This window comes from Streptomyces halobius, from assembly GCF_023277745.1.
Lineage (GTDB): Bacteria > Actinomycetota > Actinomycetes > Streptomycetales > Streptomycetaceae > Streptomyces > Streptomyces halobius.
In genome coordinates, this window is sequence record NZ_CP086322.1 from 354,910 (window position 1) to 377,250 (window position 22,341).

25 protein-coding genes are annotated in these 22,341 nt (G+C 68.4%); 8 read left to right on the forward strand and 17 right to left on the reverse strand.

Annotated elements, in window-relative coordinates:
* Positions 1-72: 72 nt before the first annotated feature.
* A complete protein-coding gene (locus tag K9S39_RS01550) occupies positions 73-471 on the reverse strand; it encodes a hypothetical protein (RefSeq protein ID WP_248861513.1) in 399 nt (132 codons plus the stop codon).
* Positions 468-752, reverse strand: coding sequence for a hypothetical protein (locus K9S39_RS01555; RefSeq protein ID WP_248861514.1), 285 nt, complete (start codon positions 750-752; stop codon positions 468-470). Before K9S39_RS01555 ends, K9S39_RS01550 begins: the two co-directional genes overlap by 4 nt.
* A gap of 436 nt (positions 753-1,188) precedes the next feature.
* On the opposite strand from K9S39_RS01555, the gene K9S39_RS01560 reads away from it, so the two are divergent.
* A complete protein-coding gene (locus K9S39_RS01560) occupies positions 1,189-2,823 on the forward strand; it encodes a hypothetical protein (protein ID WP_248861515.1) in 1,635 nt (544 codons plus the stop codon).
* Between the two features lie 147 nt (positions 2,824-2,970).
* Here the strand turns inward: K9S39_RS01560 and K9S39_RS01565 are convergent, their stop codons facing one another.
* Complete coding sequence (locus K9S39_RS01565) at positions 2,971-4,506, reverse strand: bifunctional phosphatase PAP2/diacylglycerol kinase family protein (protein ID WP_248861516.1); 1,536 nt, start codon at positions 4,504-4,506, stop codon at positions 2,971-2,973.
* Between the two features lie 320 nt (positions 4,507-4,826).
* Here K9S39_RS01565 and K9S39_RS01570 point away from each other — a divergent pair, with 320 nt between their 5' ends.
* Entirely contained in the window at positions 4,827-5,024 is a 198-nt protein-coding gene (locus K9S39_RS01570) for a hypothetical protein (RefSeq protein ID WP_406707858.1), read from the forward strand.
* Positions 5,008-5,232, forward strand: coding sequence for a CDGSH iron-sulfur domain-containing protein (locus K9S39_RS01575; protein WP_248861517.1), 225 nt, complete (start codon positions 5,008-5,010; stop codon positions 5,230-5,232). Before K9S39_RS01570 ends, K9S39_RS01575 begins: the two co-directional genes overlap by 17 nt.
* A gap of 910 nt (positions 5,233-6,142) precedes the next feature.
* Here K9S39_RS01575 and cas2 read toward each other — a convergent pair.
* From cas2 to K9S39_RS01615, 8 genes are all read right to left on the reverse strand, one after another.
* Positions 6,143-6,406, reverse strand: coding sequence for a CRISPR-associated endonuclease Cas2 (cas2, locus tag K9S39_RS01580; protein WP_248861518.1), 264 nt, complete (start codon positions 6,404-6,406; stop codon positions 6,143-6,145).
* 7 nt (positions 6,407-6,413) lie between these two features.
* A complete protein-coding gene (gene cas1, locus K9S39_RS01585) occupies positions 6,414-7,286 on the reverse strand; it encodes a CRISPR-associated endonuclease Cas1 (protein ID WP_248861519.1) in 873 nt (290 codons plus the stop codon).
* Positions 7,287-7,395: 109 nt separating this feature from the next.
* Positions 7,396-7,893, reverse strand: coding sequence for a CRISPR-associated protein Cas4 (locus tag K9S39_RS01590; protein WP_248861520.1), 498 nt, complete (start codon positions 7,891-7,893; stop codon positions 7,396-7,398).
* Complete coding sequence (cas3, locus tag K9S39_RS01595) at positions 7,890-10,304, reverse strand: CRISPR-associated helicase Cas3' (RefSeq protein ID WP_248861521.1); 2,415 nt, start codon at positions 10,302-10,304, stop codon at positions 7,890-7,892. Before cas3 ends, K9S39_RS01590 begins: the two co-directional genes overlap by 4 nt.
* Positions 10,305-10,334: 30 nt before the next feature.
* Positions 10,335-11,021 (reverse strand): CRISPR-associated protein Cas5, encoded by a 687-nt coding sequence (gene cas5 / locus K9S39_RS01600; protein ID WP_248861522.1) that lies wholly within the window; start codon positions 11,019-11,021, stop codon positions 10,335-10,337.
* Positions 11,018-12,043, reverse strand: coding sequence for a type I-B CRISPR-associated protein Cas7/Cst2/DevR (cas7i, locus tag K9S39_RS01605; protein WP_248861523.1), 1,026 nt, complete (start codon positions 12,041-12,043; stop codon positions 11,018-11,020). Before cas7i ends, cas5 begins: the two co-directional genes overlap by 4 nt.
* The gene (locus tag K9S39_RS01610; RefSeq protein WP_248861524.1) at positions 12,040-13,500 is read right to left on the reverse strand and encodes a hypothetical protein; all 1,461 of its coding nucleotides are present in this window, start codon (positions 13,498-13,500) and stop codon (positions 12,040-12,042) included. The genes cas7i and K9S39_RS01610 overlap by 4 nt, the downstream gene beginning before the upstream one ends.
* The gene (locus tag K9S39_RS01615; protein WP_248861525.1) at positions 13,497-14,225 is read right to left on the reverse strand and encodes a CRISPR-associated endoribonuclease Cas6; all 729 of its coding nucleotides are present in this window, start codon (positions 14,223-14,225) and stop codon (positions 13,497-13,499) included. The genes K9S39_RS01610 and K9S39_RS01615 overlap by 4 nt, the downstream gene beginning before the upstream one ends.
* A 574-nt stretch (positions 14,226-14,799) precedes the next feature.
* Between K9S39_RS01615 and K9S39_RS01620 the strand changes: the two genes are divergently transcribed.
* Positions 14,800-15,015: a phage Gp37/Gp68 family protein gene (locus K9S39_RS01620; protein ID WP_248861526.1), complete on the forward strand. Its 216-nt coding sequence runs from the start codon at positions 14,800-14,802 to the stop codon at positions 15,013-15,015.
* A 466-nt stretch (positions 15,016-15,481) separates the two neighbouring features.
* On the opposite strand, the gene K9S39_RS01625 is transcribed toward K9S39_RS01620, so the two are convergent.
* A complete protein-coding gene (locus tag K9S39_RS01625; RefSeq protein ID WP_248861527.1) occupies positions 15,482-15,694 on the reverse strand; it encodes a hypothetical protein in 213 nt (70 codons plus the stop codon).
* A gap of 110 nt (positions 15,695-15,804) precedes the next feature.
* Entirely contained in the window at positions 15,805-16,110 is a 306-nt protein-coding gene (locus tag K9S39_RS01630; RefSeq protein WP_248861528.1) for a hypothetical protein, read from the reverse strand.
* A gap of 530 nt (positions 16,111-16,640) precedes the next feature.
* On the opposite strand from K9S39_RS01630, the gene K9S39_RS01635 reads away from it, so the two are divergent.
* The 4 genes from K9S39_RS01635 (at position 16,641) to K9S39_RS01650 (ending at position 20,666) form a co-directional block, all read left to right on the forward strand.
* The gene (locus K9S39_RS01635) at positions 16,641-16,979 is read left to right on the forward strand and encodes a GNAT family N-acetyltransferase (protein ID WP_283113425.1); all 339 of its coding nucleotides are present in this window, start codon (positions 16,641-16,643) and stop codon (positions 16,977-16,979) included.
* Positions 16,980-17,511: 532 nt separating this feature from the next.
* On the forward strand, positions 17,512-19,737 hold the full coding sequence (locus K9S39_RS01640) for a glycosyl hydrolase (protein ID WP_248861529.1): 2,226 nt from the start codon (positions 17,512-17,514) through the stop codon (positions 19,735-19,737).
* Positions 19,738-20,104: 367 nt separating this feature from the next.
* Positions 20,105-20,431: a recombinase family protein gene (locus tag K9S39_RS01645; RefSeq protein WP_248861530.1), complete on the forward strand. Its 327-nt coding sequence runs from the start codon at positions 20,105-20,107 to the stop codon at positions 20,429-20,431.
* On the forward strand, positions 20,388-20,666 hold the full coding sequence (locus K9S39_RS01650; RefSeq protein WP_248868556.1) for a recombinase family protein: 279 nt from the start codon (positions 20,388-20,390) through the stop codon (positions 20,664-20,666). The genes K9S39_RS01645 and K9S39_RS01650 overlap by 44 nt, the downstream gene beginning before the upstream one ends.
* Positions 20,667-20,749: 83 nt before the next feature.
* Here the strand turns inward: K9S39_RS01650 and K9S39_RS01655 are convergent, their stop codons facing one another.
* The 4 genes from K9S39_RS01655 to K9S39_RS01670 form a co-directional block, all read right to left on the reverse strand.
* Positions 20,750-21,010, reverse strand: coding sequence for a hypothetical protein (locus K9S39_RS01655; protein WP_248861531.1), 261 nt, complete (start codon positions 21,008-21,010; stop codon positions 20,750-20,752).
* A gap of 39 nt (positions 21,011-21,049) precedes the next feature.
* A complete protein-coding gene (locus K9S39_RS01660) occupies positions 21,050-21,238 on the reverse strand; it encodes a hypothetical protein (RefSeq protein WP_248861532.1) in 189 nt (62 codons plus the stop codon).
* Positions 21,239-21,314: 76 nt separating this feature from the next.
* Positions 21,315-21,605 carry a hypothetical protein gene (locus K9S39_RS01665; protein WP_248861533.1) on the reverse strand — a complete coding sequence of 97 codons (291 nt, stop codon included), beginning with the start codon at positions 21,603-21,605 and terminating at the stop codon, positions 21,315-21,317.
* A 418-nt stretch (positions 21,606-22,023) separates the two neighbouring features.
* Entirely contained in the window at positions 22,024-22,281 is a 258-nt protein-coding gene (locus K9S39_RS01670) for a hypothetical protein (RefSeq protein WP_248861534.1), read from the reverse strand.
* Between the last annotated feature and the right edge of the window lie 60 nt (positions 22,282-22,341).

Genomic DNA, 22,341 nt, shown 5'->3' on the forward strand with positions numbered 1-22,341 from the left:
TGCTGACGCGGCCGGCCCGCTTGTGGTGGCAGCCTCAGACGCACCCGTCGGCGCTTGGCTCACGCGGCCCCGTCAGTGGAAGCCCAGCATTCCGGGTGAGTCGACGTCGACGGTGACCACGCCGGGTGGGTAGGCGCCCTCGTTGCCGGTCAACAGGATCGACATGCCGGTGAACTCGGGGCGCGGCAGTGCGCAGTACAGGGCGTGGCAGGTGTCCGGGCCGCCGTAGCCGTCGCGGATCATGGTGCCGACGCTGACGGCAGCCATCGTGTCGAGGCTGTCGACGACCACGGCGGAAAAGGCGAGTACGCGCTGCGAGAGGTTCTCTTGATCGGCTTCGGCCTGCATGAGGCACAGGGCGGGGATGCTGAGGTGTTCGCCGGGTGTCTTCGCCATGTTGCCTGCCAGGAGGTTCAGCGTTTTGTGGCCGCCGGCGAGCGCCCTGACGGCACTGGTGTCGAGGATGATCACGCTGCGGTGCCTCTGTCGGCCCGGACCTTCTCGGCAGCGATCTTGTAGATGTTGGCGAGCACGTCGGGTGCCTGCTCGAATTCCTCGTCGCGGATGTCCACGCCCATCATGCGGCGTACGACCTCCCGGTCGGCGGCCAGCCGCGCTGCCCGCTGTGCCGCAGTCGGCTGCTCCGCGGCAAGCGCTTCGACCAGCTGGCCGATGCTCACACCGCGCTCCTTAGCGAGCTCGGCAAGGTGATCACGGGTCTCCCGCAGGACCTGAATTGTCGTCGAAGCCATAGTGTCACTATAGACCTCCCACAGCAGTCGGGTGATGTCAGCTACGAAACCGGGCCGCCATCCCGTCGTGTGACCGTCAGGCCGGTCGCTCCAGTAGCTGCGGCGTACTGCTGACCCGGCCGGCTGCCGTTGGACATCGAGGTGGGCTCTGGCACGGGAAGCGTGAACCGGTGACTGACCGTGGCCGCGTTATGAGGCGTACAGGAATGCCCTGCATCGGACTCGTGCCGTGAGCAAGCCGGTGCGATGCCCCAGAAGGTGCTGTTCCGCAGCAGTGTCGGCAGGACGGGGTGAGGCTCCCCTGTGAGCCTCTTGCGTACGGGTCAGGAAGCGACGCCGGGCCTGGAAGTTGCGTTCTGCGGGGGCTGCGCGGCGGTATCCCTGATGATGGGGACCGCCCGGGGCAACGGATCAAGCAACACGGAGGGGTGCGCACATGGCGGTGGAGGCCGGCACACGGCAGGACGAGCGCGTCGCGGGGCGGGTGTGGACGGTGCGCCTGGACCCCTACGGCCGCCCTTCCGCCGGCGCGGTCAGGCTCTCCTGCTCCCGCCCGGCCTGCACCGATCAGCGTTTCCCCGGCGGCGCCGCCGCGGGGCGCAAGGCCGCGATCGGCCACGTCAACGCGCATCTGGCCCACATCCGCGCGGGCGGTGGGCCGCGCGGCGAGGCGTGGTGCGCCTGCCGGGCCGCCGACTGCGCGTGGCACACCCCCGACCCCGAAGCCGGACGGCGGGGCGGGACGCGGCCAGCGGGGGCGGTGCGGTGCGGGGGCCCGGTGGTCCTGACCGTGTACGCGGACCGTGCCGGACGACTGTGGCGGATCGCGGAGATGTGTGCGCGCTGCGCGGCCGCCACCCCCAACTGCCGTGTCCTGGACACCTCCCCGCCCCCGACACGCACCGCCCCGGCCGGGACGGCCCAGGCGGCGAAGACGCCGGATGCACAGCCCGCGGGCGGCACGGTGGGGGCTCATGCCGCGGCGGTGTTCTCCGACCACGGCCCCTCCCCCGCTGCTTCGTCATCCCCCACCGCCGCACCGGGTCCGGTCCCCCGTGCCCGCGCCGCCTCACCAGGCGGAGCCTCCCGGCCGGCGAAACGGCGGGGGAAGATCGCGCAGCGGACCGTGCCGCACGACCTTGAGCCCGACGTCCTGCGCCTGGAGCTCATCGAGCTCGGGGACACGTTCCGCGCCTACCAGCAGCGGACCGAACCCGACCTTGTCCTTCTGGCCGAACTCCACGAGCGCAAGGCCCGCGCGTTCGCTCTGTGGGCCGACGTGAGTGGTGACGGCAGCCTGCGCCACGAGGCCAAGCGCGCCGAGAAGGCCGCGCAAACCACCCGCCAGATGCACGACAACCGCACCGGCCAGGTGGCCGACGACACGGCGGGCGGTGACGGACCGGTGGTCGAACGGCTGCTGACCCGGAACCAGGCCGTGCACGCCCGCACCGTGCTGGACTACGCCGCCGCCCACGCCCCGCACCCCCAGGCCGAGGTGCGCCTCGCGGTACTCATGCTCACCCTGCGGGCCGCACGCGCCGGCACCGGGAACATCACCGGCCAGGACCTGACCGGCTGGCTCCAAGGCGATGCCGAGCGGGTACTCCAGCAACTGGTCGCGGCCGACTGGCTGCGCCTGCCCGGCACCGTCGCCGACGTGATGGCCTCCAGGTCCGAGGACCCCACCGCCATCACCGTCCCCACGCTGCTGCCGGAGCAGCCCCGCCCGTTCACCTTCGGCAAGAACAATCGCGCGAGGATCTCCGGCTGGGCCCAAAAGGTCGTGGGGGACCGGAAGATCCGGAAGAAGAAGCTGGGCGCCACCGCCCGGCTCCTGGCCCTCTACACCGCCGCCCACACCCGCCCCGACGGCCGCCTCGGACATCCCGAGGACGACGGGCTGCCCGTGGACCAGGTCGCCGCGTTCTGCACCCTGCCCCCCGAACAGGTCGGCGAGCACGCCGACCTGCTGGTCACCGCCGACTGGCTCACCGAAGCCGACACCGACCAAGGACGCCTGCGCGGACAGCTCACCGAGCGCATCCTGCCGCTGGGCGGGCTGCTGTAGCACGGCGCCCTCACAGCGACGAGCTCACACCCCAACGCGACGCGGTCAGCGGCGGGTGCTCCATGACGCGGCAGCCGCTTCCGCATCCGTGCCGGGGAGCGCCGGTGCGTGCCGGCAACGCACCTCCCCGGGTTCACCCGTCCGCAGTCAACCGCTCATCGGTCGAGCACGCGGCCGTTCCTCCAGCGGCCGGTACACGGTCAGTGCCTCCTGGAGCTTGTCGACCTGGAACGCGGTGGGCGCTTCGACGACTTCCCCGTCGTATGCCATCCGTGCACCTTCCGGCAGTCCGGAAATAAGCAGCTGCCGCGAGTGCGCCGCAGCGTACAGGCGGGTCCTGGCCACTCCCCCGGCCAGTACCGTGGCGAGCAGACGGGTGCGCGCGAAGCGGCCGCCGTGGGCGATGCGTACGTCGAGGAGGCCATCGGTGAGATCGTGGCGACGTACCGGGGCGATGCCCAGGTTGCGGTAGGCGCCGTTGCCCGCGAAAAGCAGCCACATCGCGCGACGGCGGCCGTTGACGACGGCCTTCAAGGGATGTGCGGTGTGCAGGATCTTCGCGACGCCGAGGAGGGTGGCGGCCGGGTCGCCGATCTTCGGCGACCAGTGTTCCCTGAGGCGTATGAGATCAGGGTACGAGCCGAGGCTGAAGGTGTTCAGGAAGCAGGTCGGCTCTGCCGATCTGGCGGCCAAGGGGGTGATCCGGCCGACGTCGACGCGGACCGCGCTGCCGTTCGCGACCGCGGCGCAGGCGGCGGCCACTGTCTCGGTGCCGAGGTCGGCGGCGAAGTGGTTGAAGGTGCCACTGGGCAGGACCACGAGCGGCACCTGGAACTGCAGGGCGGGAGCCACGGCCGCGTTGATGGTGCCGTCGCCGCCGCACACACCGAGGGCACCGCCCCGGCGCGCTGCTTCGCGTGCGGCATCGGAGATCACCTTGGGCAGCGGTCCGCCTCCCTCCTCGTGGACGATGATCTCAGCGCGGGGCAACTCGGACTTCAACTGCCTTACAGAGTCCATGAGTTGCGGCTGGGCCCCGGAGGACGGGTTGACCACCACGTACAGGCCGTCACCGTCGGGCAGCGCAGGCGCGTCCGTGCGAGGTCGGGCCGGCGGCGGTAGCTGCGCGCGCGAGGGCACCAAGCCGCGCACGGCGAAGGCGGCGCCCACACCGAGAGCCGAACCGACCAGGACATCGCTGGGGTAGTGCACGCCGGTATAGATACGGGAGAAGGCCACCGACGCGGCCACGGGCGCCAGGGCCGCGCCCCAGCCACGGGACTCGAGGGCCACGCCGACGGTGAACGCCACCGCGGACGCGGCATGCCCAGACGGGAACGAGCTGGTGACAGGCTGGCGGGGCAGATGGCGTACGACCGGCACCGCGTCGAGCACGGGCCGCTTCCGGCGCACCGCACCCTTGCCCAAAGTGTTGACGGTGGCCGAGACCAGCGCGAGCGACGCGACTCCGCGCACGGCTGCCCGCCGCCCCCGCGTACCGCCCAGGGCCCACATCCCTACGGCGACACCACCCCACAGCAGCCCGTGGTTGGCGCTCCGGCTCAGACGCGGAAGCACCGGCTCGGCCATCGGCCAGGAACGCTCGCCCACGCGGCGGAAGACGGCGTGGTCCAGGGTCCTGAGCAGCGTGCGGACGGGGTGCCTCGTCGGTTGTTCATCCATGTGCCTCCTTATACCCAATATCATTGCTTGTGTAGGGCAATCAGTTCGAGGTGACGTTGGGGGCGTTCCCCGACTTGGCCCGCCGTGAGGAGCCAGGCGCCGTCCGCGCACGGCTCCTGGGCAAGCCCGCCATAGCTCTGCGGGGCCCCGCTGCCGTCGGGTTCTTCTACGACGAGAACCATGTACACCGTCGATCGGCTTTGCCCGGGCCCGTCCTCAGCACAGGCGCGCGCCTGGGACGCCGGGCCCGACGGCCGCGGGGTGGTGGACCGGATCTGCGACGCGGCGCCGAACGTTCTGGGGCCCGGAGGGTGCTGCTCGTGGTGCACTCCGCCCTGTGCGGCGTTGACGCCACCCTGCACCGGCTCGCCGAGGTGGGCCTGCGGCCCGAGGTCGCCGACCGCACGGTCATTCCACTCGGTCCGGTACTGCGCTGCCGGCAGGCATGGCTGCGTCGGCAGGGCTTGTTGAGCGACAGCGAGGAAGGGCTGGTGATTATCCGTGCCGAGCACTTTTGACCGGCCGCGGCGCATCACCCGGGACTATGACGGGCCGCTGCTCGTGGAAGGGCCGGTCGAATTCATCTGCGGCGACGGCAGCGTCCGCATCTCGCGGCGTCTCGCCGTCGCCGTCTGTACCTGTCGACGCAGCCGGGCCTATCCGTGGTGCGACACCAGCCACCGCCGCCGCACCGAGCCCGATGCCCAAGTCGAAGCCAAGGGGTAGGCGCTGATGCCCGCCCCTGTCGAGGCACGCCACAGCAGCCCGCCACTGCCCTGAGCCCTGCGGCGAGATCTCCGCCGGCATCGTGGCCGCGCTGCGGACCGGTGCGGCACCCGCGCCGCCGCCCGGGGCCGGGGCTGCGGATCCGTACGGCGACGATCTGCAGCCCTGCTCGGCCTGCGCCAACTCGGACGCTCAACCCCGCCAGCTCAAACGCTCATCCGCCAAGCGAAGCGCTCAGTCACAGCACGGCACCACGACCTCCGGCCCAGCCAGCGCCGCTCCCCGTTATCCCGCCGTGCGCGATTAGAAGATCCCGAGCTCGGTGTCGGGGCGGCACAGGGCGCATGGATCGACGCCCTAGGTGAGGGCGCGCATGGCTTGGTCCCGCGACGGCGGGTGAGGGGCCGGGCCCGTGGTAGGAGACGGCCTGTCCCAAGAGGCGGTGGCGCTGGGTGGGCATGTGGCGCAGCGGCTGCTGGACTGCTACCCGGCCCAGGGGCGATGAGGACCCCCAAGGGTGGCCAGGGCCCGGCCACGTCCCCGGCGTTGGTACCCCATCCCAGGGGCGATGAGGACGTGCGTGTTCCAGACCAACTCCCGCTCGCCTTGCAGGTTGGTACCCCTCCCAGGGGCGATGAGGACACGGTGAGCGGGTCGGTGATCCAGCCGCTGCCCTGGCGGTTGATACCCGTCCCAGGGGCGATGAGGACCCGGTCGCGGCCGCGTGCAGCCGTACCGCGTCGTCATGTTGGTACCCCTCCCAGGGGCGATGAGGACCCCACGGTAAAGCGGCAGCTCAGAGAGTGGGTGTGACGGTTCCTGAACGGCGCGCCTTCAGCAGACCTCCGGTCACGTGGTCCGCCCCGGGGTGGCGCTGAAATGAGGCAGTCGTCACGACTGCCGCTTGCTGCTAGATGATGTCCGTGGGCTCGGGTTCAGCTGCGCCCCATGCGTGGCGTACGGGCACGGCTGCGGGAGGAAAACTGTAGACGAGGACGTTGTCGTATGACAGGTCCAGGACGGACTCGACGGCAGCCTGGAACCGGCGGAGCTGACCGTCTGTGAGGTTACCTTCGAAGACGCTGCGCTGTACGTGGTGGAGGTATTTGCGGCAAATTCGCAAGATTTTTGGATTGCGCTCGGCTGCGGTGTCGTAGACGACGACTACGTACATTGGGTCGTCACCACCAGATCCGGAACGGCTTGTACGGGGTGCCTTCCAGGCAGCGGCGGGTCAGGGCGAGGGCGTCAAGGTAGAGCAGTTCGTCATACGCCACGGGGCGCCCGAGACTGCGGTGGGCGATCGTGAAGGCGAACTCGTCGCGGGTGGCCTGTACGACGAGTTTGCGGCCGGGGTCGCTCAGCATGGCCTGATTGGCATCCCGGTCGAAATGGTGCTCTTTGAGCTGGTTGCGGCTGACCATACGGAGTAGGAGGCGTTCAGCGAACAGCGGCTTGAACATTTCCGATATGTCGAGGACGAGGGAGTGTCGCTGTCGTTCGATGCTGCTGTGCAGGAAGGCGATGCCGGTGTGCAGTGGCGTCAGACGCAAGGCGGTCAGGACGCGGGCGTAAGTGATGCCGTTGACGTAACTGATGAAGGCGTTGCCTGCGTTCTTCGGCGGGCGCCGACTGCGGCCGCCGAGCTGGAGCCAGTCGGGAAGTTTGGTGTCGAGGACCTCCCAGGCGGAGCGTCGGAAGGTGCCTTCCGCGCCCATCATGTGGGCTGCGGATTCGGCGGTACGCAGGGTGTTCTGCAGGACGGAGTAAGGGCGGGTGAGTAGCTTGCGGTCGATGACGCGGCGGACATTGAACGCACAGGAGTCGACGATGCTGTGGGCGATCTCCAGACTCGCCGCCGTGTTCTTGGCGAGCTGGGCCTGGGCTAGGACGGTCTCGCCCGAGGTGCTGGTGGCTGAGGTGAGCAGTGAGCCGGCGTAGTCGCCGTAGTAGCTGAGGAAATGGACGTTGATGCGGTGCCGGTTGAGGAGGGCGATGACGGCTGTGTTGATGTCGGTTTCGGCACAGGCGATGATGTCGCGCACGTCAGTCACTGGGATGTGGACGTCGGGGCCGAATCTCGTGTGATGACGAGGGATTGGTCTTTGCGACGAATCCGGCACGGGCCGGTCAGCCAGTAGGTGCGGGATGCGGCGGGCATGGTTATTCCGTCCAGCAGTAGTCGGTGAAGCTGCACCCGCGGCACCGGCTGTTGGACAGGCGGTCCGGTGAGGCGGAGGACGAGGCGACTGTGAGTACTTCGGCGATGTCGGCCTCGGCCAGTTCTGCGCCCTCGGGTGTGTAGGGGTAGCGGAATATTCGTCGGGTCTTCGGGTAGTGCAGGACGGCGCCCTTGACATCGATCCCCAGGTTGCGCAGACGGTGGCAGTAGTGTCGGCCTTGGGCCTCATCAGCCTCGGTTGGCCGGGCGGATGATTTGACTTCGTGGACCCAGTGGCGGCCATCAAGGAAGTCGAGTCGTGCGGCGCCGAGGTCGACGGGACTGTTTCGGTTGTATGAGGTGTCGTGAACCGCCTCTCCGAGCTGGACGGAGGCGTTCAGGCTCTCGGGGCGGATACCGCGCAGGTAGAGCCAGAGTTGTCGGCGACAGTGGTAGAGGTACTTGATGTGGACACCTCCGACGTCCTGCGCTGTGATCACAGGACCTCGCCCGGCTGGTAGGTCTGCTGCGGCAATCTGCTGACACTGAGCAGACCGCGCTCGGGGGTGTAGTCCCCGTCGATGATCCGAACTTTGAGCCGTTTCTCGTAGGTGGTCAGGCGGCCGGCCCAGTGGGGCATGGGGATGAGGTATTCGTCGGCGAGTAGCCGTCCTGCAGAAGCGTCCGGGGCTTGGTCCAGGGCAGCTTCATACCCCTCCTGATCCCTGGCGAGGATGGCCTCTGTGCCGTCGAAGAGCTGGTCGAACTGCTCGGTCAGGTGGTCCCGGTCGTCATAGGGATACTCGAATCGCAGGAAGGCTTGCTCGAAGGCTTCGCGGTGCTGGAGGACGTCTGTGCGCCACTGGGCTCCCCAGCTGTCGGTGTAGATAGTGTCAAGCCATCGGGTGGCGTCGGTTTCATCGACAATGTGGCCGTGGTGTGCGGCGAGGAAGCGCCATCCGGCTTCGACCGGGTCGCGGGGGTAGATGCCGTCCGCATACTGGCCGATCGTGCCCCGACGGCTGGTCCATGATGGTGCGTGGACGATGACGTCGGCCGACGGGCGGGCCGCGATGCGGTTGACGCGGCCGAAGCGCTGGAGGAGGGCTTCGACCGGGGCCGCTGCGGTGAACAGGACATCGAAATCCACATCGAGGCTAACTTCCACCACCTGCGTGGCCACCAGGAGCCCCGGTCGGCGCTGCGCGCAGGTGCCGAAGCGTTTGCCGATGTTGTCCTCGATGGTGGCGCGGTCGACGCGTCTGAACCGGGAGTGCAGCAGGAGCGCGGCCTCGGGCCCGTGGCGTTCGACGACCTCGGGGGCGAGTTCGTCGTAGAGGTCCAGCGCGTGGGCGACGTTGTTGGCGACAACGAGGACGCTGTCGCCATTCTCCAGGCGGCGTCGGATCTCGTTGACGGCCTGAGGGTCGGTGAGGTGGTGGTCGCGGGTGCTGAGCCGGTGGCGTGCCGGCAGTCCCAGGTCGGGACTGTGCACCTCGGTCGTGCTGTTGGGTGTCAGGGTTTCGGTGAACAGCGTGGCCAGTGCCTTGGGAAGGGTGGCGGAGAGCACGGCGACCTTGCCGCCGAGGCGTTCCCACATGCGGGCGCTGGCCAGGATGTAGCCGAGGCGTTGTGCGTCATAGGCGTGCAGTTCGTCGAGGACGAAGACGGAGTTTGCGGCATCGACAAGGATGCCGGAGTGCGCGGGGCCGGCCAGAGCAGCGCGCAGCAGTTGGTAGGGCGTGCCGACGCGCAGGGTTTCGTGGAAGAGCTTGGTCGCGGCGGCGCGGGAGACGGCTTTGGCGGCGGCATCGGCCCTGCACGGGGTTCCGTCGACGTCGTGATCGGATCCGTCTTCGGGGGCGATGGCGCGGGCAAGGTGGTAGGAGGCGGCACGGGAGTGGGCCACCCCGACTGCTTCCTCGTCGTCCAGCAAGGTTTGGAGGCGAGTGGTCATCGCGTTGATGGAGGCCAGGTAGGGCAGGGTGTAGAAGACGCGGGGCACTCCACCGGTGCGCTCAGCCAGGTTGGTGACCTGGGCGGCGGCCCACAGGAGGGCGGCTTCGGTCTTTCCGCTGCCGGTCGGGGCACGCAGCATCAGATGCCCTAAGACGTCGCCGGCGGCGATCTGGTGGGGGCGCACGACGGCTCCGCGCTGGGCCAGGTGCTTGTCCACGCGGGATCGGGTCGAGGCATCCAGTGGCTGAGTGGTGGCCAGTTGCTGGTGAGCGGAGGAGAGGTGGTCGGCGAGCGTGACCGCACCCTGGACGAGGACAGCGGTCAGCCCTTCATCCGGGCCCGCCGACCGGAGCGACCAGTGATCCAGAAGTTGCCCGAGCATCTGGTGGGTGGTCTCCAACAGGGTGGTGATGCTCAGCTCGGAGGGGGCGGTGGGGGCGTGTATGGGAAGGCCCTCGGCGGATGCCGTGGTGCGCAGCCAGTCCAGCAGGGCGGCAGCGCCGGCCTCGGGGATGGGGGTGAAGCGGTGGCGGACTTCGTCCAGGTCGCTGGGCCCGTAGAGGGTTTGCAGGTCCTTGCCCGCTTCGCCGGTCAGTGGTCTGTGATGGGTGGCCACCGCGCTGGCCACCCAAATCAGCAGGTCAGGGTCGCTGACCAGGTGCGGGAGGAAGCCGAGGGAGAGAACTTCGTGGCGCTCGCCCCAGCTGCGAATCTTTCCGCGGAGCATGTCCTGGAAGCCGTCAGGGAGTTTTCCGGCATCGTGTGCCAGGGCAGCGAGAGCTGTGGCGGTCCAGAACTGTCCCCCCAGAACGGTCTCCGCGACGTCCAGCCGGCCCACGCGCCGCCGCAGCGCGCCAGCGGCAGTCAGGGTGTCGGACAGATGGCCGGTGAGAAGTTCCGCCGGGCGCTTCTTCCTGGCGCTCTTCGCCAGGAACGCGGTCAGGAGATCCAAGGCGAGAGCGCCTTTCATGTGCGGGCGTGTTCAGACGGTTAGGTGAGCGTCGAGCGTTGCAGGGTGCGGTGAGCCAACAGGGACCAGTGCCTGGCCCTGTGGGGTCGACCAGCTTCCGGGTAGGCGTGTGTGCGCGCGGCCGGTGGCGTCGAAGCGGAAGGAGCCCCACCGCGTACGTCCACGATTCACGCTGACTGCCCCAGGCAGCCGCAGCGGCGTCCCCATCGCGCCGTCGTAGCCGTCGGGCACGATCGCCGGCCCCTGGATTCCGGGCTCTTCGAGGACCGTGGCCAGGCGCAGGGAGAGGCCGACCAGGTCCTGGCTGCGGCCCAGGCGCAGCGGCCAGCGCGGCCGGCGCAGCCGTGCCCGCCACAGTTGAAGGTCGTGGAAGAGCCACAGCCGCAAGGTGACGTCGGCGAGGAACTCCCGCGGGCGGGGTGCCGGGGTCGTCTTCTTCCCGGAGGCGTCCAGGGGGTGGTAGGTCTCCAGGTCGGTGCCCCGGCCTCGGGCGTGGAAGGTCATGGCGAACGTCAGACCCGGGTCTACCTCGTCCCAGCCTCCGGCGGCTGCGGCGAGCATCCCGCCGACCGTCGTGGGGGCCGGGCAGGGCAGCGTGACTTGGACGCCGGTGTAGAGCGGGCTGCGGAAGGAGACGACCGGGGCGGTGACGGTCACCTCCAGCGCCTCCCGTTGCTCCTGGGTGCTGTGCGGTGTCATGACTGCGGGTCCTCGAACCAGCCGTCGTGGGTGCCGGCTTCGATCTCCTTGGCCAGGTCGGTGAGGATGCTGCGCGGGTGGTCGAGGATGGCCTTGCCGGCCTTGATGAGGTCCTCCAGTTCGCGGCGGGCCCGCTCGCGGCGGTCACCAAGGAATCCGGGGGCCCATCCGATCCTTACCGGACCGTCCAGCTCATCTGCCCAGGCATCGAGCTCCTCGCGGAGCACGTCCGAGGAGAATTCCGGTTTGCCGTCCCGCGCGCCGAGCACGCGCGTAAAGGGGTTGATGCCGCCCTTAAGAGGGGCCAGCACCAGCATGGCCGGGGTGCGATCGCCGTAGTGCAGAGCCTGCTTCGCACCACCGCGCAGCGCCGCCAGTGTCCGCAGCAACAGCGCGACCCGGCGCCGCCGCTCGGCCAGCGGCAGCCGCAGCGCCGCGGTCCCGCGGAAGACAACCTGCTCGGCTCCGGCGTCGACCGCCTCCTTAGCGGCCGTCGGGCTCAGGGCGACCCGCAATCCACTGCCATCAGTCTCGAACACCCCGGCCCGCGGCAGGTCCAAGAGCACGTCGCCTGCCAGGACGGAGGAGTACAGCTCGTGCTGGTGGATGACGGGGTGCTCGCCGGCCGGGAAGTCGCGGCTCATCGTGCCGAAGTCCAACGCCGGCCGCTGCGGCACCACGGAGACCAGGGTGCCGGTGGCGAGCACGGTGTCCCGCTGGAAGCTCTCCTTCCTCACGGCCACCATGTAGCCGAACAGGTCGTCGTCCAGGAACTGGTCCGGGCGCCCTGCGGTGTATGCCTGCTGGTTCTGCCCCTTGCCGGAGCGGGTCACCGTAGAACGCGGTTCGACGGCGGGCAGGGAGTCGCGCAGCCAGCGGCGGAATGCCTGCGCGGAGATGTAAGGATAGGTGTCGCGCCCTACCCGCATGGACTTGACCTTGCCGACATTGTCCTCACCCTCCCCGTTGTTCGGGGCACCGGCCACGACATCCTCAACGATCTTTCCGACCAGAAAACTCACTGGCCCTCCTCCTCGTCCTCGCTGATGAACTTGCGGTCCGCCGCATCCAGTTCGGCCAGGACCTCTTCCAGCTGCTCTTCGTCATCCGCCCGCCAGCCGAGCCGGGCCAGCTCCTCCAGCACGGTGATCAGCAGCAGATCCCGATGCAGCCAGGCCGGATTGTCCGCCCCGGGGTCGAACAGCAGCACATAGGCCCGCTCACTGATCAGCGGTCCCCGGCCGGCCGTGCCCTGCGCACCGGCCCACGCCACGCTCTGCTTGGTCAGCCAGCTGCGCAGCTGCCGCGGGGAACGGAGCTGGCGCCGTAGATCCTTAAGCGGGCCCCGGCTGCTCTCCTCGGACCACAGGCCGGCGATCTTGTGTCCGGTGGCCCGGATCTCGGCCAGGTCTTTCTCGTTCACCTGCATCACCTCGGTTGCGAAAGTCACCAGCAGACCGGCCACCTCGGCCGCTGCTGCCAGGTCGGGATCCGGAGCCGCCATCAGAGTCATCAGGCCATGCACACCGGTGGAGATGATGCGCGTCGGCTCACGGAACGCGTTGCGAGCCAGCCCCACCATTCCGGGCACATTCGCCGTCACATGCGCCCGCACCAACAAGGTGAAGGCGCGCCTCAGGTCCGCCAGCCGGCTCGTGCGCCGCAGCCACTCCGCCAGCGGCTGCGAAAGGCTGTAACTCTCCAGCAGCTGACCGCGGTTGTTGTTGTTGTTGAAGACCAGCAGCTCCACCCCGGCAGTGAAGCGCTCGCTGTAGGCCCGCAGTGCCCGCACAGCCACCAGCTCGCGGCTCTCAGCCTGCTTCTTCGACTCATCCCCCGTGACCGCCAGCCGACGGTTACGGGTCACCTGCCGTCCTACGACCTGGGCCAGGAACGCGTCGTTCCAGCTGTGCAGGGCCACCGAGGACCCCCCGGTCAGCTGGCATCCGTACGGCAGCGCGTAGAAGGACGCCAGGCACGGCCAGCACATGGCCATGCCCTCGTGCCCACGTGGTGTGGTGTTCCGGTACGCCTCGCTCTCCGCCAGCACCACGTCCCTCTTGCCATAGAACCCGGCAGCCCCCCGCCCGCACAGCGCGCAGTCAACCCCCGTGCTGGCAGCCTCGTCGGGCGCCCGCAGCCAGACCCTTACCGCTTCCCGAACGTCCTCATCCGTCTTCGGCCGGCCGTCCTCGGTCTTACCCTTGCGGCGGCCCGGGTGGTTCATCGGGGAATTGGGGAAGAACGACAGACTCACCTTCTGCCAGAACCCGTCCAGCGCCTTGCTCTCCCGCACCGACGCCTGCACCGCATACCCGACCAGTTCCGACACCGCACGCTCGAAGCCCTCCGGGCCGAGCTCTTCCGGATCCCGCTCCCCGGCCAGAGCGGCAAGCGCGAATGCGCCAACCCGCTGCAAGGGGTGGGGAGTCAGCACGAGTCGGCGCTGGACGGGCCGTTCGCCGCTTGGGATTGTCATGCTCTCACCCAGCCGAAGCCGGCGGAATTCGCCTGGCCCAGCCCCCAGCTCCACAGCGCACGCAACGTCTCGGGCGGCCCGGACAGCTCCACTTCGACCTCGGCCCCGGGCTTCATCCCGCTCCCCACAGCGAACGAACGCTTCGGCCCGATCCAACTCACGGCCTCCAGCTCGACCCCGGGATCCAGCCCCAGGGTTTCGGCCTTGCGCCGAAGATTCCCCTGCATATAGACGGGCCACTCCGGCTCCGCCGGCAGCACCCATGCCTGCCGCGGCCCCAGCGCTCCCGACTCATCCCGGCCGGAGCCCTTCATCACCACCGGCGTCGCCGTACGCCACCGCACCCGCCCCGAAGAAAACGCCGGCTGCTCGACTGCGCTCACACCGGTCAGGCGAAACGCCACCCCGCCCCAATCCAGCAACTCCCGGGAGGTGAATCCCGCAGCGAGCGCTTCCACCACCTCCGGAACGGGGCTTCCGAACTCCACCACCCCACCACCACCTGCCGCATACCGGCCTCTACGCCGACGAGCAGACGGAAAGACCGGTGCCCCGTAACCGAAGGGCGCCATCCCATGAGGCCCCATCCCCTCCTCATGCAACCGCCGGTCCAGCTCCGGCGCACACCGGGCGAGTAGGTCATAGACCACCCCCCGGCCCGGCGCCAGCACACCCGCCCACGGCAGTTCCGAGGCGACCGTGGTCACCGCCACCTGTAGTCGCATTCCATCCCTCCACCTCCAACTGCACGAGCCCACCAACCGCTGACGCCAACGGACGGACGCCCCCATCGACGCGAAGCAACCCCACTGACACGTCCAAGGCAGCACAAACAGCCCAGCAGCAAAGGAAGTTCAGCTTCGCGAACCCGTGACCCAGCTTTCGGCACGAGCATCCTGATACGGCATGGCACTAGAGCGGTATCAAGACAACCTGTCTGCGAGACGCCGCTGGGCGGCGAGGAATCGCCGCGAGGCGTTGTTCAGCAGCTCTCTGACAACGGGTTCCTGCCTCGGGCAACCGGGATGCCCTGGCACACACCGACAGCCGCACCGGGTTCCCGATCCGGGCAACGCCCAGCGCGACCAACGCGCCGTCCCCTCACGCGACGGCATCCTCTGCCAGCCAGCGGCAGCGTCGTCCTGCCGAAAGGGCCAGTATTCACCACGACCGCAGCTTCTGAAGGCCGCATTGTCAGAGCCGCATGCCACCCTGGAAGCCGCCCGGCGAGTGCACACAGAAGCCGCAACGACTCGGGCGTCCCGGATCGCTGAGGACGCCTTCCGGAGGATCGACGGCGTGAAGGTGAAGTGGCTCTCCCTGGAGCCGCTGAAGGAACCGCTGGAGTTCAGCGACCTGTCCATGTTCGACTGGGTGGTCATCGAGGCTCAGACCGAGACGTGGCAGGGCGAGGGAGCCGATCGGAAGCTGGTCCCGGCGTTCGGCCCACCTTTCGTGGTGAGTCGGGCCCGTACGGCGGTGAGGCCGCCGGATCGGGCACGCGCTGCTGTCTGAGTTAGGCGCCGCCCCACACCGGGGCGTCCGTGCCCCACAGACCCGGCGGGCGAGCGCGGGCTCCTGTTGGTACCCCTCCCAGGGGCGATGAGGACCCCCGCCCCCGAGGCGCCCGCCCGCCCCGCGCTGTGTTGGTACCCCTCCCAGGGGCGATGAGGACCCCACGGTAAAGCAGCAGCTCAGAGAGTGGGTGTGACAGTTCCTGAACGGCACGCCTTCAGCAGACCTCTGGTCACGTGGCCCACCCCGGGGTGGCGCTGAAATGAGGCAGTCGTCACGACAGCCGCTTGCTGCTAGATGATCTCCGTGGGCTCGGGTTCAGCCGCGCCCCATACGTGGCGTACGGGCACGGCTGCGGGAGGAAAACTGTAGACGAAGACGTTGTCGTATGACAGGTCTAGGACGGACTCGACGGCAGCCTGGAACCGGCGGAGCTTGCTGAAGTCCCCGATCTGGATGCCGCCGATCAGAGCTGGGTACTCTGCGCGGCTCGAGGCAGGCGCGCGAGCCTGGCCAGGGGCCATGCGACGTACCAAACGGTCGAGAAGCAGGTCATCAGCAGGAACTGCCCCAGGCCCACGATCATGCCCAGCGAGGGCGTGTCGCTGTGGACCTCGTGGGCGAGGCGTGGGCCGAAGTAGTTGAAGCTGAACGCGCTGCACCCCACGGCCGCGACCATGACCAAGAGCCGACAGCCGCTTCCGCTTTCACCGATCGCGCCATGCCGCCCCCCTGCTTGAGCTTCGGCCGACGCCCGCGGCCGATTTCGATGACTCTCCGTCTGGTCGGTTACCTGCGTGCGTTGAGTTTAGCGGTGGCGGCCTGGTGTGCTGCCTTCAGGAGTTCTTGGTGGTCGGTGTCCAGACTGGACGGGCGGCTGTTTCGCGGCCGTACTTGAAAGAAGGACACTGGGCCGAACAGTTTGCCGCCGCCATCACCGAGCAGGCGGAGCATCTCGACAGCGATACGGTTGTCATTTTCCTGTGTGGGCGGAACGAGCTCCCCGACGTACGCGTGGACTGTCTTGGTGTCATCGATCACGACCCGGTCGACGAACCCGCTCCCAGACAGGCTGGCGAGCAAAATGCACAGCATCGCGGTAATGCTGTGCGACGACCAAGCAGTGACCGGCGACTACCTCACAGCCGCCCTCCAAGCCCAGCGATCCCTGGAGTACAACCTGCTCCGCAGCGCGGTCATCGCCGAGCGGGTCCGCGGAACCAGCTGGAAAGAGATCGGACGTCAACTCTCCCTCACCGCCGACGAAGCGAAGAAACAGTGGGCGGATGACGTAACGGGATGGCAGAAGACGAGCCCCGCTCACAGCTGCTACCGGAAAGATCCTGCCAGCTACGCCAAGGCCCTGAACAAGTTCGCCGCCTCTGCTGCGGCCTACTGCTTTGACCGCCCGAACCAGCCGTTCGGGGACGCGCTGGACGCACTTCACGTCTCATGCCACGACAAGGGCCGGAAGGGGCTGTTCGGCCCAGATGACCTTGCCGTCCGCCGTGTAGCGGGTTCCCCAGCGGTCGGCGAGCCAGGCTACGAGGAACAGGCGGCGCCCGACTTCGTCCGTGGCGGCCGCGTACCGCGGGTGACGGCTGCTCGCTCAGGCGCAGTGCTGGATCGGACTCGACGCGGACGAACGGCCACTGGCACTCGTCTGCGTCGGGCCCATCAGCCGGGAGCCGGGCCTCGTCGACCTCGGACTGCAAGTCGCCGACGACCGCCACCGTCAGGGCATCGGAACAGCCCTGGCCCGGCAGGCGGCTTGGATCGCCCGTACGCACGGAGCACACACCCGCACCGCGTTCACGCAGGCATCCAATGCGCCGATGCTCCGGCTCCTGGAGCGTCTGGGACCGACCCAGCACACCCGCGATGGCCCATACGTCGAGGTCCGCGTCGCCCTGGACGCGCTCGCCCCGGATACCCTCCCGCCCGCAGGAACTGCTTCGCCATGACCTCCCCCCCCCCGCATCCGCCCCTCAGACGCGCACCGCCCTTGACCACCGGATCGAAAATGCCGCGGGCCGCAGCATCGACGAGCTGTGGCGGCACCGCGACGACGGTCTCCTCGACGCACCGCACGCCGCCTTAGGGCCGGCCCCCCGGCACGACGTGGCCTCTGTCGCCCCGGCGGGGCCCGCGCGCCCCACTCCTCCGCGCGGCCCGAGCCGCTGAAAACACGGCCATGTCGCAGCACGTGCCATTCCGTGAAATGCCGCCCTGGGCGAGGCGGCGCGGAACATAGCACGCAATCCCCGGTTACCGAAACCGGGCATTCTCCAGATTCTTGTTCTCGGCCCGCACGGCAGTAGCCCGGGTCTGTTTCACGGCCCTGAGCCTCCCTCAACTCCGCTACCCCCCAACTCCCCTACCGCCCCTCCTACCCCCCTGCCACAAAGGCAGATCCGCGCCCTTCCTGACGCACCCCCACCTCTCGTAACGTCAGCACCGCTTGGTTGTTATGGCCATGACGTAGAAGAGGTGACCGTGCGCAAGCTGCTTCGTCTCATTCTCGTGCCCTTAGCGGGCCTTGCCGTCATCGCGCCGCAGGCCACCGCGGCGCCGCCACCCCCCGACGATGTGTACCGGCCCGTGCGCGGGCCCTCAGCGCCGGCCGAGTACCGGTATCTGCAGAAGACGGTCCCGGGTGAGGCGCTGCCACGGCACGCGTATGCCGATGCCGCGGACCAGGCCAGACAGCTGCCCGCCAGCGGCGGGCAGTGGGAGCCGCTCGGGCCGACCAATATCGGTGGGCGGATCGTGTCGCTCGCCCTTGACCCCGAGCGGGCCGACACGGTGTACGCCGCCGCGGCCAGCGGCGGGATCTGGCGCAGTGACGACGCCGGGGAGACGTTCGAGTCGGCCTGGCCCGACGATCTGACGCAGGCCATGGGCGCCGTCGCCACCAGCCCCGATGGCACCCTGTTCGCGGGCACCGGAGAGCCCAACCCCGGTGGTGGCAGTATCACTTACGAGGGTACGGGGCTCTACCGCAGCACCGACGGCGGCAAGAGTTGGCAGCCGAGCGGGCTGCGGGACTCGGGGGCGATCAGCGCGATCACCGTGGACCCGGACAACCCGCGCCGTATCTATGCGGCCGCGGCCGGATCGCTCTACAACGGCGGCGGCGACCGCGGTGTCTACCGCTCGGACGACGGCGGCAGGACCTGGGACCGGATCCTGAAGGGTGCGGGCGAGTTCACCGGTGCCACCGAAATCTTCGTCCAGGACGAGGAGTTGTACGCGGTCCTGTGGGACCACCGCCGCACCCCCGAGCTGCGCACCTACGGCGGCGTCGGCTCCGGTGTGTTCCGCAGCGGCGACGACGGCAGGACGTGGGAGCGGCTCGGCGGCGGGCTGCCCGAACAGGGCCCGGACGTGGGCCGGATCGGTCTGGCGGTCGCGGGCGAGCGGGTGTACGCCATCGTCAACAAGACCAGCGGCCCCTTCGAGGGCTTCTACGCCTCCACGGACGGCGGCGACTCCTGGACCCGTACCCCGGCCGACGAGGAGCTCACCGATTCGCAGTCGACCTTCGGCTGGTGGTTCGGCAAGATATGGGCCGACCCGAAGGACCCCACCCATCTGCACGCGGCCGGTGTGCCGTTGATGACGTCGAAGGACGCGGGCGCCACCTGGACATACGACTCCACCTCGATCCATGTGGACCAGCACGCCATGGTCTGGGACCCGCGCAAGCCGGGGCGGGTGTATCTCGGCAATGACGGCGGGGTCTACCGCTCGGACGCCCATGGTGACGGCGGCTGGGTCAAGGCGCGCCACGAGCCGTACACCCAGCTCTTCAGCGCGGCGATCAGCCCGCAGGATCCGGCGCGGATCTCCGGGGGCTCGCAGGACAACGGTTCGCTGCGGTCCTGGGGCGGCGAGCGCTTCAACGAGTATCTGGGCGGGGACGGCGAGGAGAACCTCATCAACCCTGAGGACAAGGAGAACGTGTTCGCCTGCTACCAGTATGGCAACTGTTTCCGCTCCACCAATGGTGGCAAATCCATGGCGTACTTCGCCGACAAGACGACGTTCAAGCGCCGCAATTGGTTCACGCCGATGGAGTTCGATCCGAACGATCCCCAGGTGCTCTACTACGGCTCCGAAGTGGTCAACCGCTCCACGGACGGCGGCAAGACGTGGCAGGCTATCAGTGGTGATCTCTCCGGCGGTCCGGGCCCCGACCCGATCTACACCAACTACGGGACGATCACCTCGATCGCCCCGGCGGGCGACGGCCGCACGATTTACGCGGGCACGGACGACGGTCGGGTCTGGGTCACCAAGGCTCTGGGCGAGCACTGGACAAAGCTGGCCGAGGGCCGCCCGTGGGTGACCCGGGTCGTGGTCGACCCGGACAACCCCGACCGGGTGTTCACCACGCACTCCGCTTATCGCTCCGGATCGCCGCTGGCCCATGTGTACGGCAGCACGGACGGCGGGAGGAACTGGCGGGACCTGACCGGGAATCTGCCGAAGGCGCCGGTCAACGACCTGGTGATCGGGGCGGATTCGGCGCTGCACATCGGCACGGATCAGGGGGTGTTCACCTCGCCCGAGGGCAAGGCCGAGTGGCTGCGGCTCGGTGAGGGGATGCCATTGGTGCCGGTGGACGACCTGGAGTACGACAACGGTCGCGGGCGCCTGGTCGCCGCCACGTTCGGGCGGGGATTCTACGAGCTGAGCACGCGAATAAGCACGCGCTGAGTGCGGAGTCTTCCCTTTATTAGCGGCTGAACGCCTCTCCGGCGCGACGCTTTATCGAAATGTTCTGCGGGTCAATTGAAATGAACTGCGGAACAGGGATGCGGAATTTGGCGTTCAGCCGCTTTACCGCAAGGATTCGAAAGCGAGGTAATCACCGCCGACCTTTTATGGTCGGTCCCTTCCCCCCTGAGGAGTTTTCCAGGATGGATTCGACGGTGCGAGGCATGGCGCTGTTCTTTCTGCGGTCAGAAATGCGGGTATGAGAAAATCAAAGCATGACGAGCTTCGGATACGTGCGGAAGAACGTGACAGGCGCAGACCAGTCTGCGGACCAGCAGCGCGCCATCATCGTGGGGCGGCCTGCGCGATGCAGATCGAACCCGCAAGGCTGCTTCAGGAACCGACGGATCCCGACCGTCCGGTCCTGGCCGAGATGGTCGCGGACCTGGAGCCGGGCGACGAGGTGACCGTCTTCAACCGCGAGGTCGTGGGCGACGACGCTGCCGCGGCGATCGAGGAGAAGGGCGCGACGCTGCACAGCGTCACGGAGCCGCATCAGCCGACGAGGACCTTTGGCTACGTGCGGACGGCGAACGGATCCGCGGATTTGACAGTGTGCCGCCATCACGGAGGCAGTCGGCACGATCCGGATCTTCTCGGACGAGGGCGTCTCAGGAACCACCGCAGGCACTGACCGCCCCGGGCAGCGCGAGCTGGTGGCGAAGCTGCAGGCCGGCGACGAAGTCGACGTCTGGCAGTACGACAGGCTCGGACGGACCCTCGAGGCGATGCGGGCCGTCGTTGAGCTGATCATCGCGAAGGGTGCGACGCTGCGCAGTCTCACGGAGTCCCCCGCCGAGGGGCTGTTTTCGATGAAGTTCATGATGGCCGTTGCCGAATACGAGCACGCCTGGAAGCTGGAGAAGTAGGAGCACCGTCGGCCGCCGGCGAGAAAAGAAGATCCCCGTGGAGCGCACGTCTCCGCGGGGATCTTCGGCGTTCAGGGTGGGTGTCAGGCACACCGTTCGATGCGTGTGGCCCCCGAGTCGTCCTGAAGCCCGGTGACCAGGTCGTACCAGAAGCCACTACCCAGTCGGACCAGGGTCTTTTCCTCCCGGCCTCCCCAGCCGGGGATGGCGGGGACGTCGCGTCGGTCGAGGACGGTGGCCGTGCAGATGGACTCTCCGGTGTTCTCGTCGAGGCTCTTGACGACGACCTTGTCGCCGGCCTGAAGGTTCGCAAGATCATTCGTGCTGATGGTGCTGGTGCTCATGGCGCTGTGCTTCTTTCGGATCGAATCTGGACTGCGGTTTCAGTTCTGGGTCGCGCTCATGAGTGCTTTCCTCGCGCGGCGCTTCTCGGCAAGAGCCCGAAGGGTACGCAGGAGGATCCACCAGCACACGCCGCTGAAGGCGATGCTGATGATGATCGGCGTGTACTGACCGGTCATGACGCAGAAGACTGCCGCCGGTGCGAGGACGATCACGTTCGTCGCGATCATGAGGGTGAGCAGGACCCGGCCGATCGTCTTGGCGGGCGGTCGCGCCACGTCGAACCCGCGGTGCTGGTGGTGGCGTTCATGCGCTGGGTCCTTCCTCGATGTTGTAGATCTTCTCGGCGACGTAGGCGTCGTCCTGCTCCTCGGCTGTGCTCTCGACTTCATGGGAGATCTGGCTGATCACGGGGATCAGCGTCAGCCGGTCGATCGGGTAGGCCGTGCGGATGGTGATCACGGCGGTGGTGAGGCCGGCAGCAGACGGGAACGTCACGCCGTCGAGCTCCGCGTGTGCGCCACGGATGCTGTAGCTCGCCGCAATGGGCACCGTGTGCCGCGGCAGCTCCGGCATCTGCTCTGCGCGTGCGTGCAACGCGGCGCTCACTGTGCCATGAACGAACTCGCTGGCGTGCAGGACCACCGGCGCAGCGTGCTCGTAGCCCGCCGCCACCTCGAAGGCGACCTTGGCGGCCTCGATGGCGCGTCGGACAGTGCGGTCCCGGGTAGACCTCGTCTCGCCCCGTCATCTCGGAGCACAGGTGGCAGTGCGCGGGCCCCAGGTCCGGAACGCAGTCGCAGCGCATGTGCTCCGTCTGTCGGGGATCAGTGGGTTCGAGGGGCTGGCTCATGGCTGTACTCCTGGCGCTGGACGTGATCTTTCGAAGACCAGACCGGATCAGCTCCGCTGATCAGACAAAGAGAGACTCCCGCCCAGCGAGCGTGATGCTCAGCAGGCGGGGGTTCTGCGGAGTTCACCTGCCGACACCCAGAGGCAAGCAAGCTCCAGTCAGCTACGGCTGGATGCTGCCGTCCGGCACGAGGATCGTGATCCGGTCCTGGCACAGTTGCTGGCGGCCCGAGAAGGGATGGTCACCTTCCTGCAGGAACATGTGCGTCCGCGTGCCCCGGATTTCCGGGAGTGCGCCGGACTGCGGTTCTAGCGCCAAGTCCGCGAGCACCCCCGGGACCGTGGCCGGGCGGGTGCCGGTCGCGGTGGTCTTCTCGACGCGCAGCCGGAGCGTGGCCCACGTCTTGACTTCCCTCGCCATTGCCGGTCGCGGCTGGCCGGTTGCCTTCTGGGGAGTTGGGACCGGCCCCGGGTTGTGCAT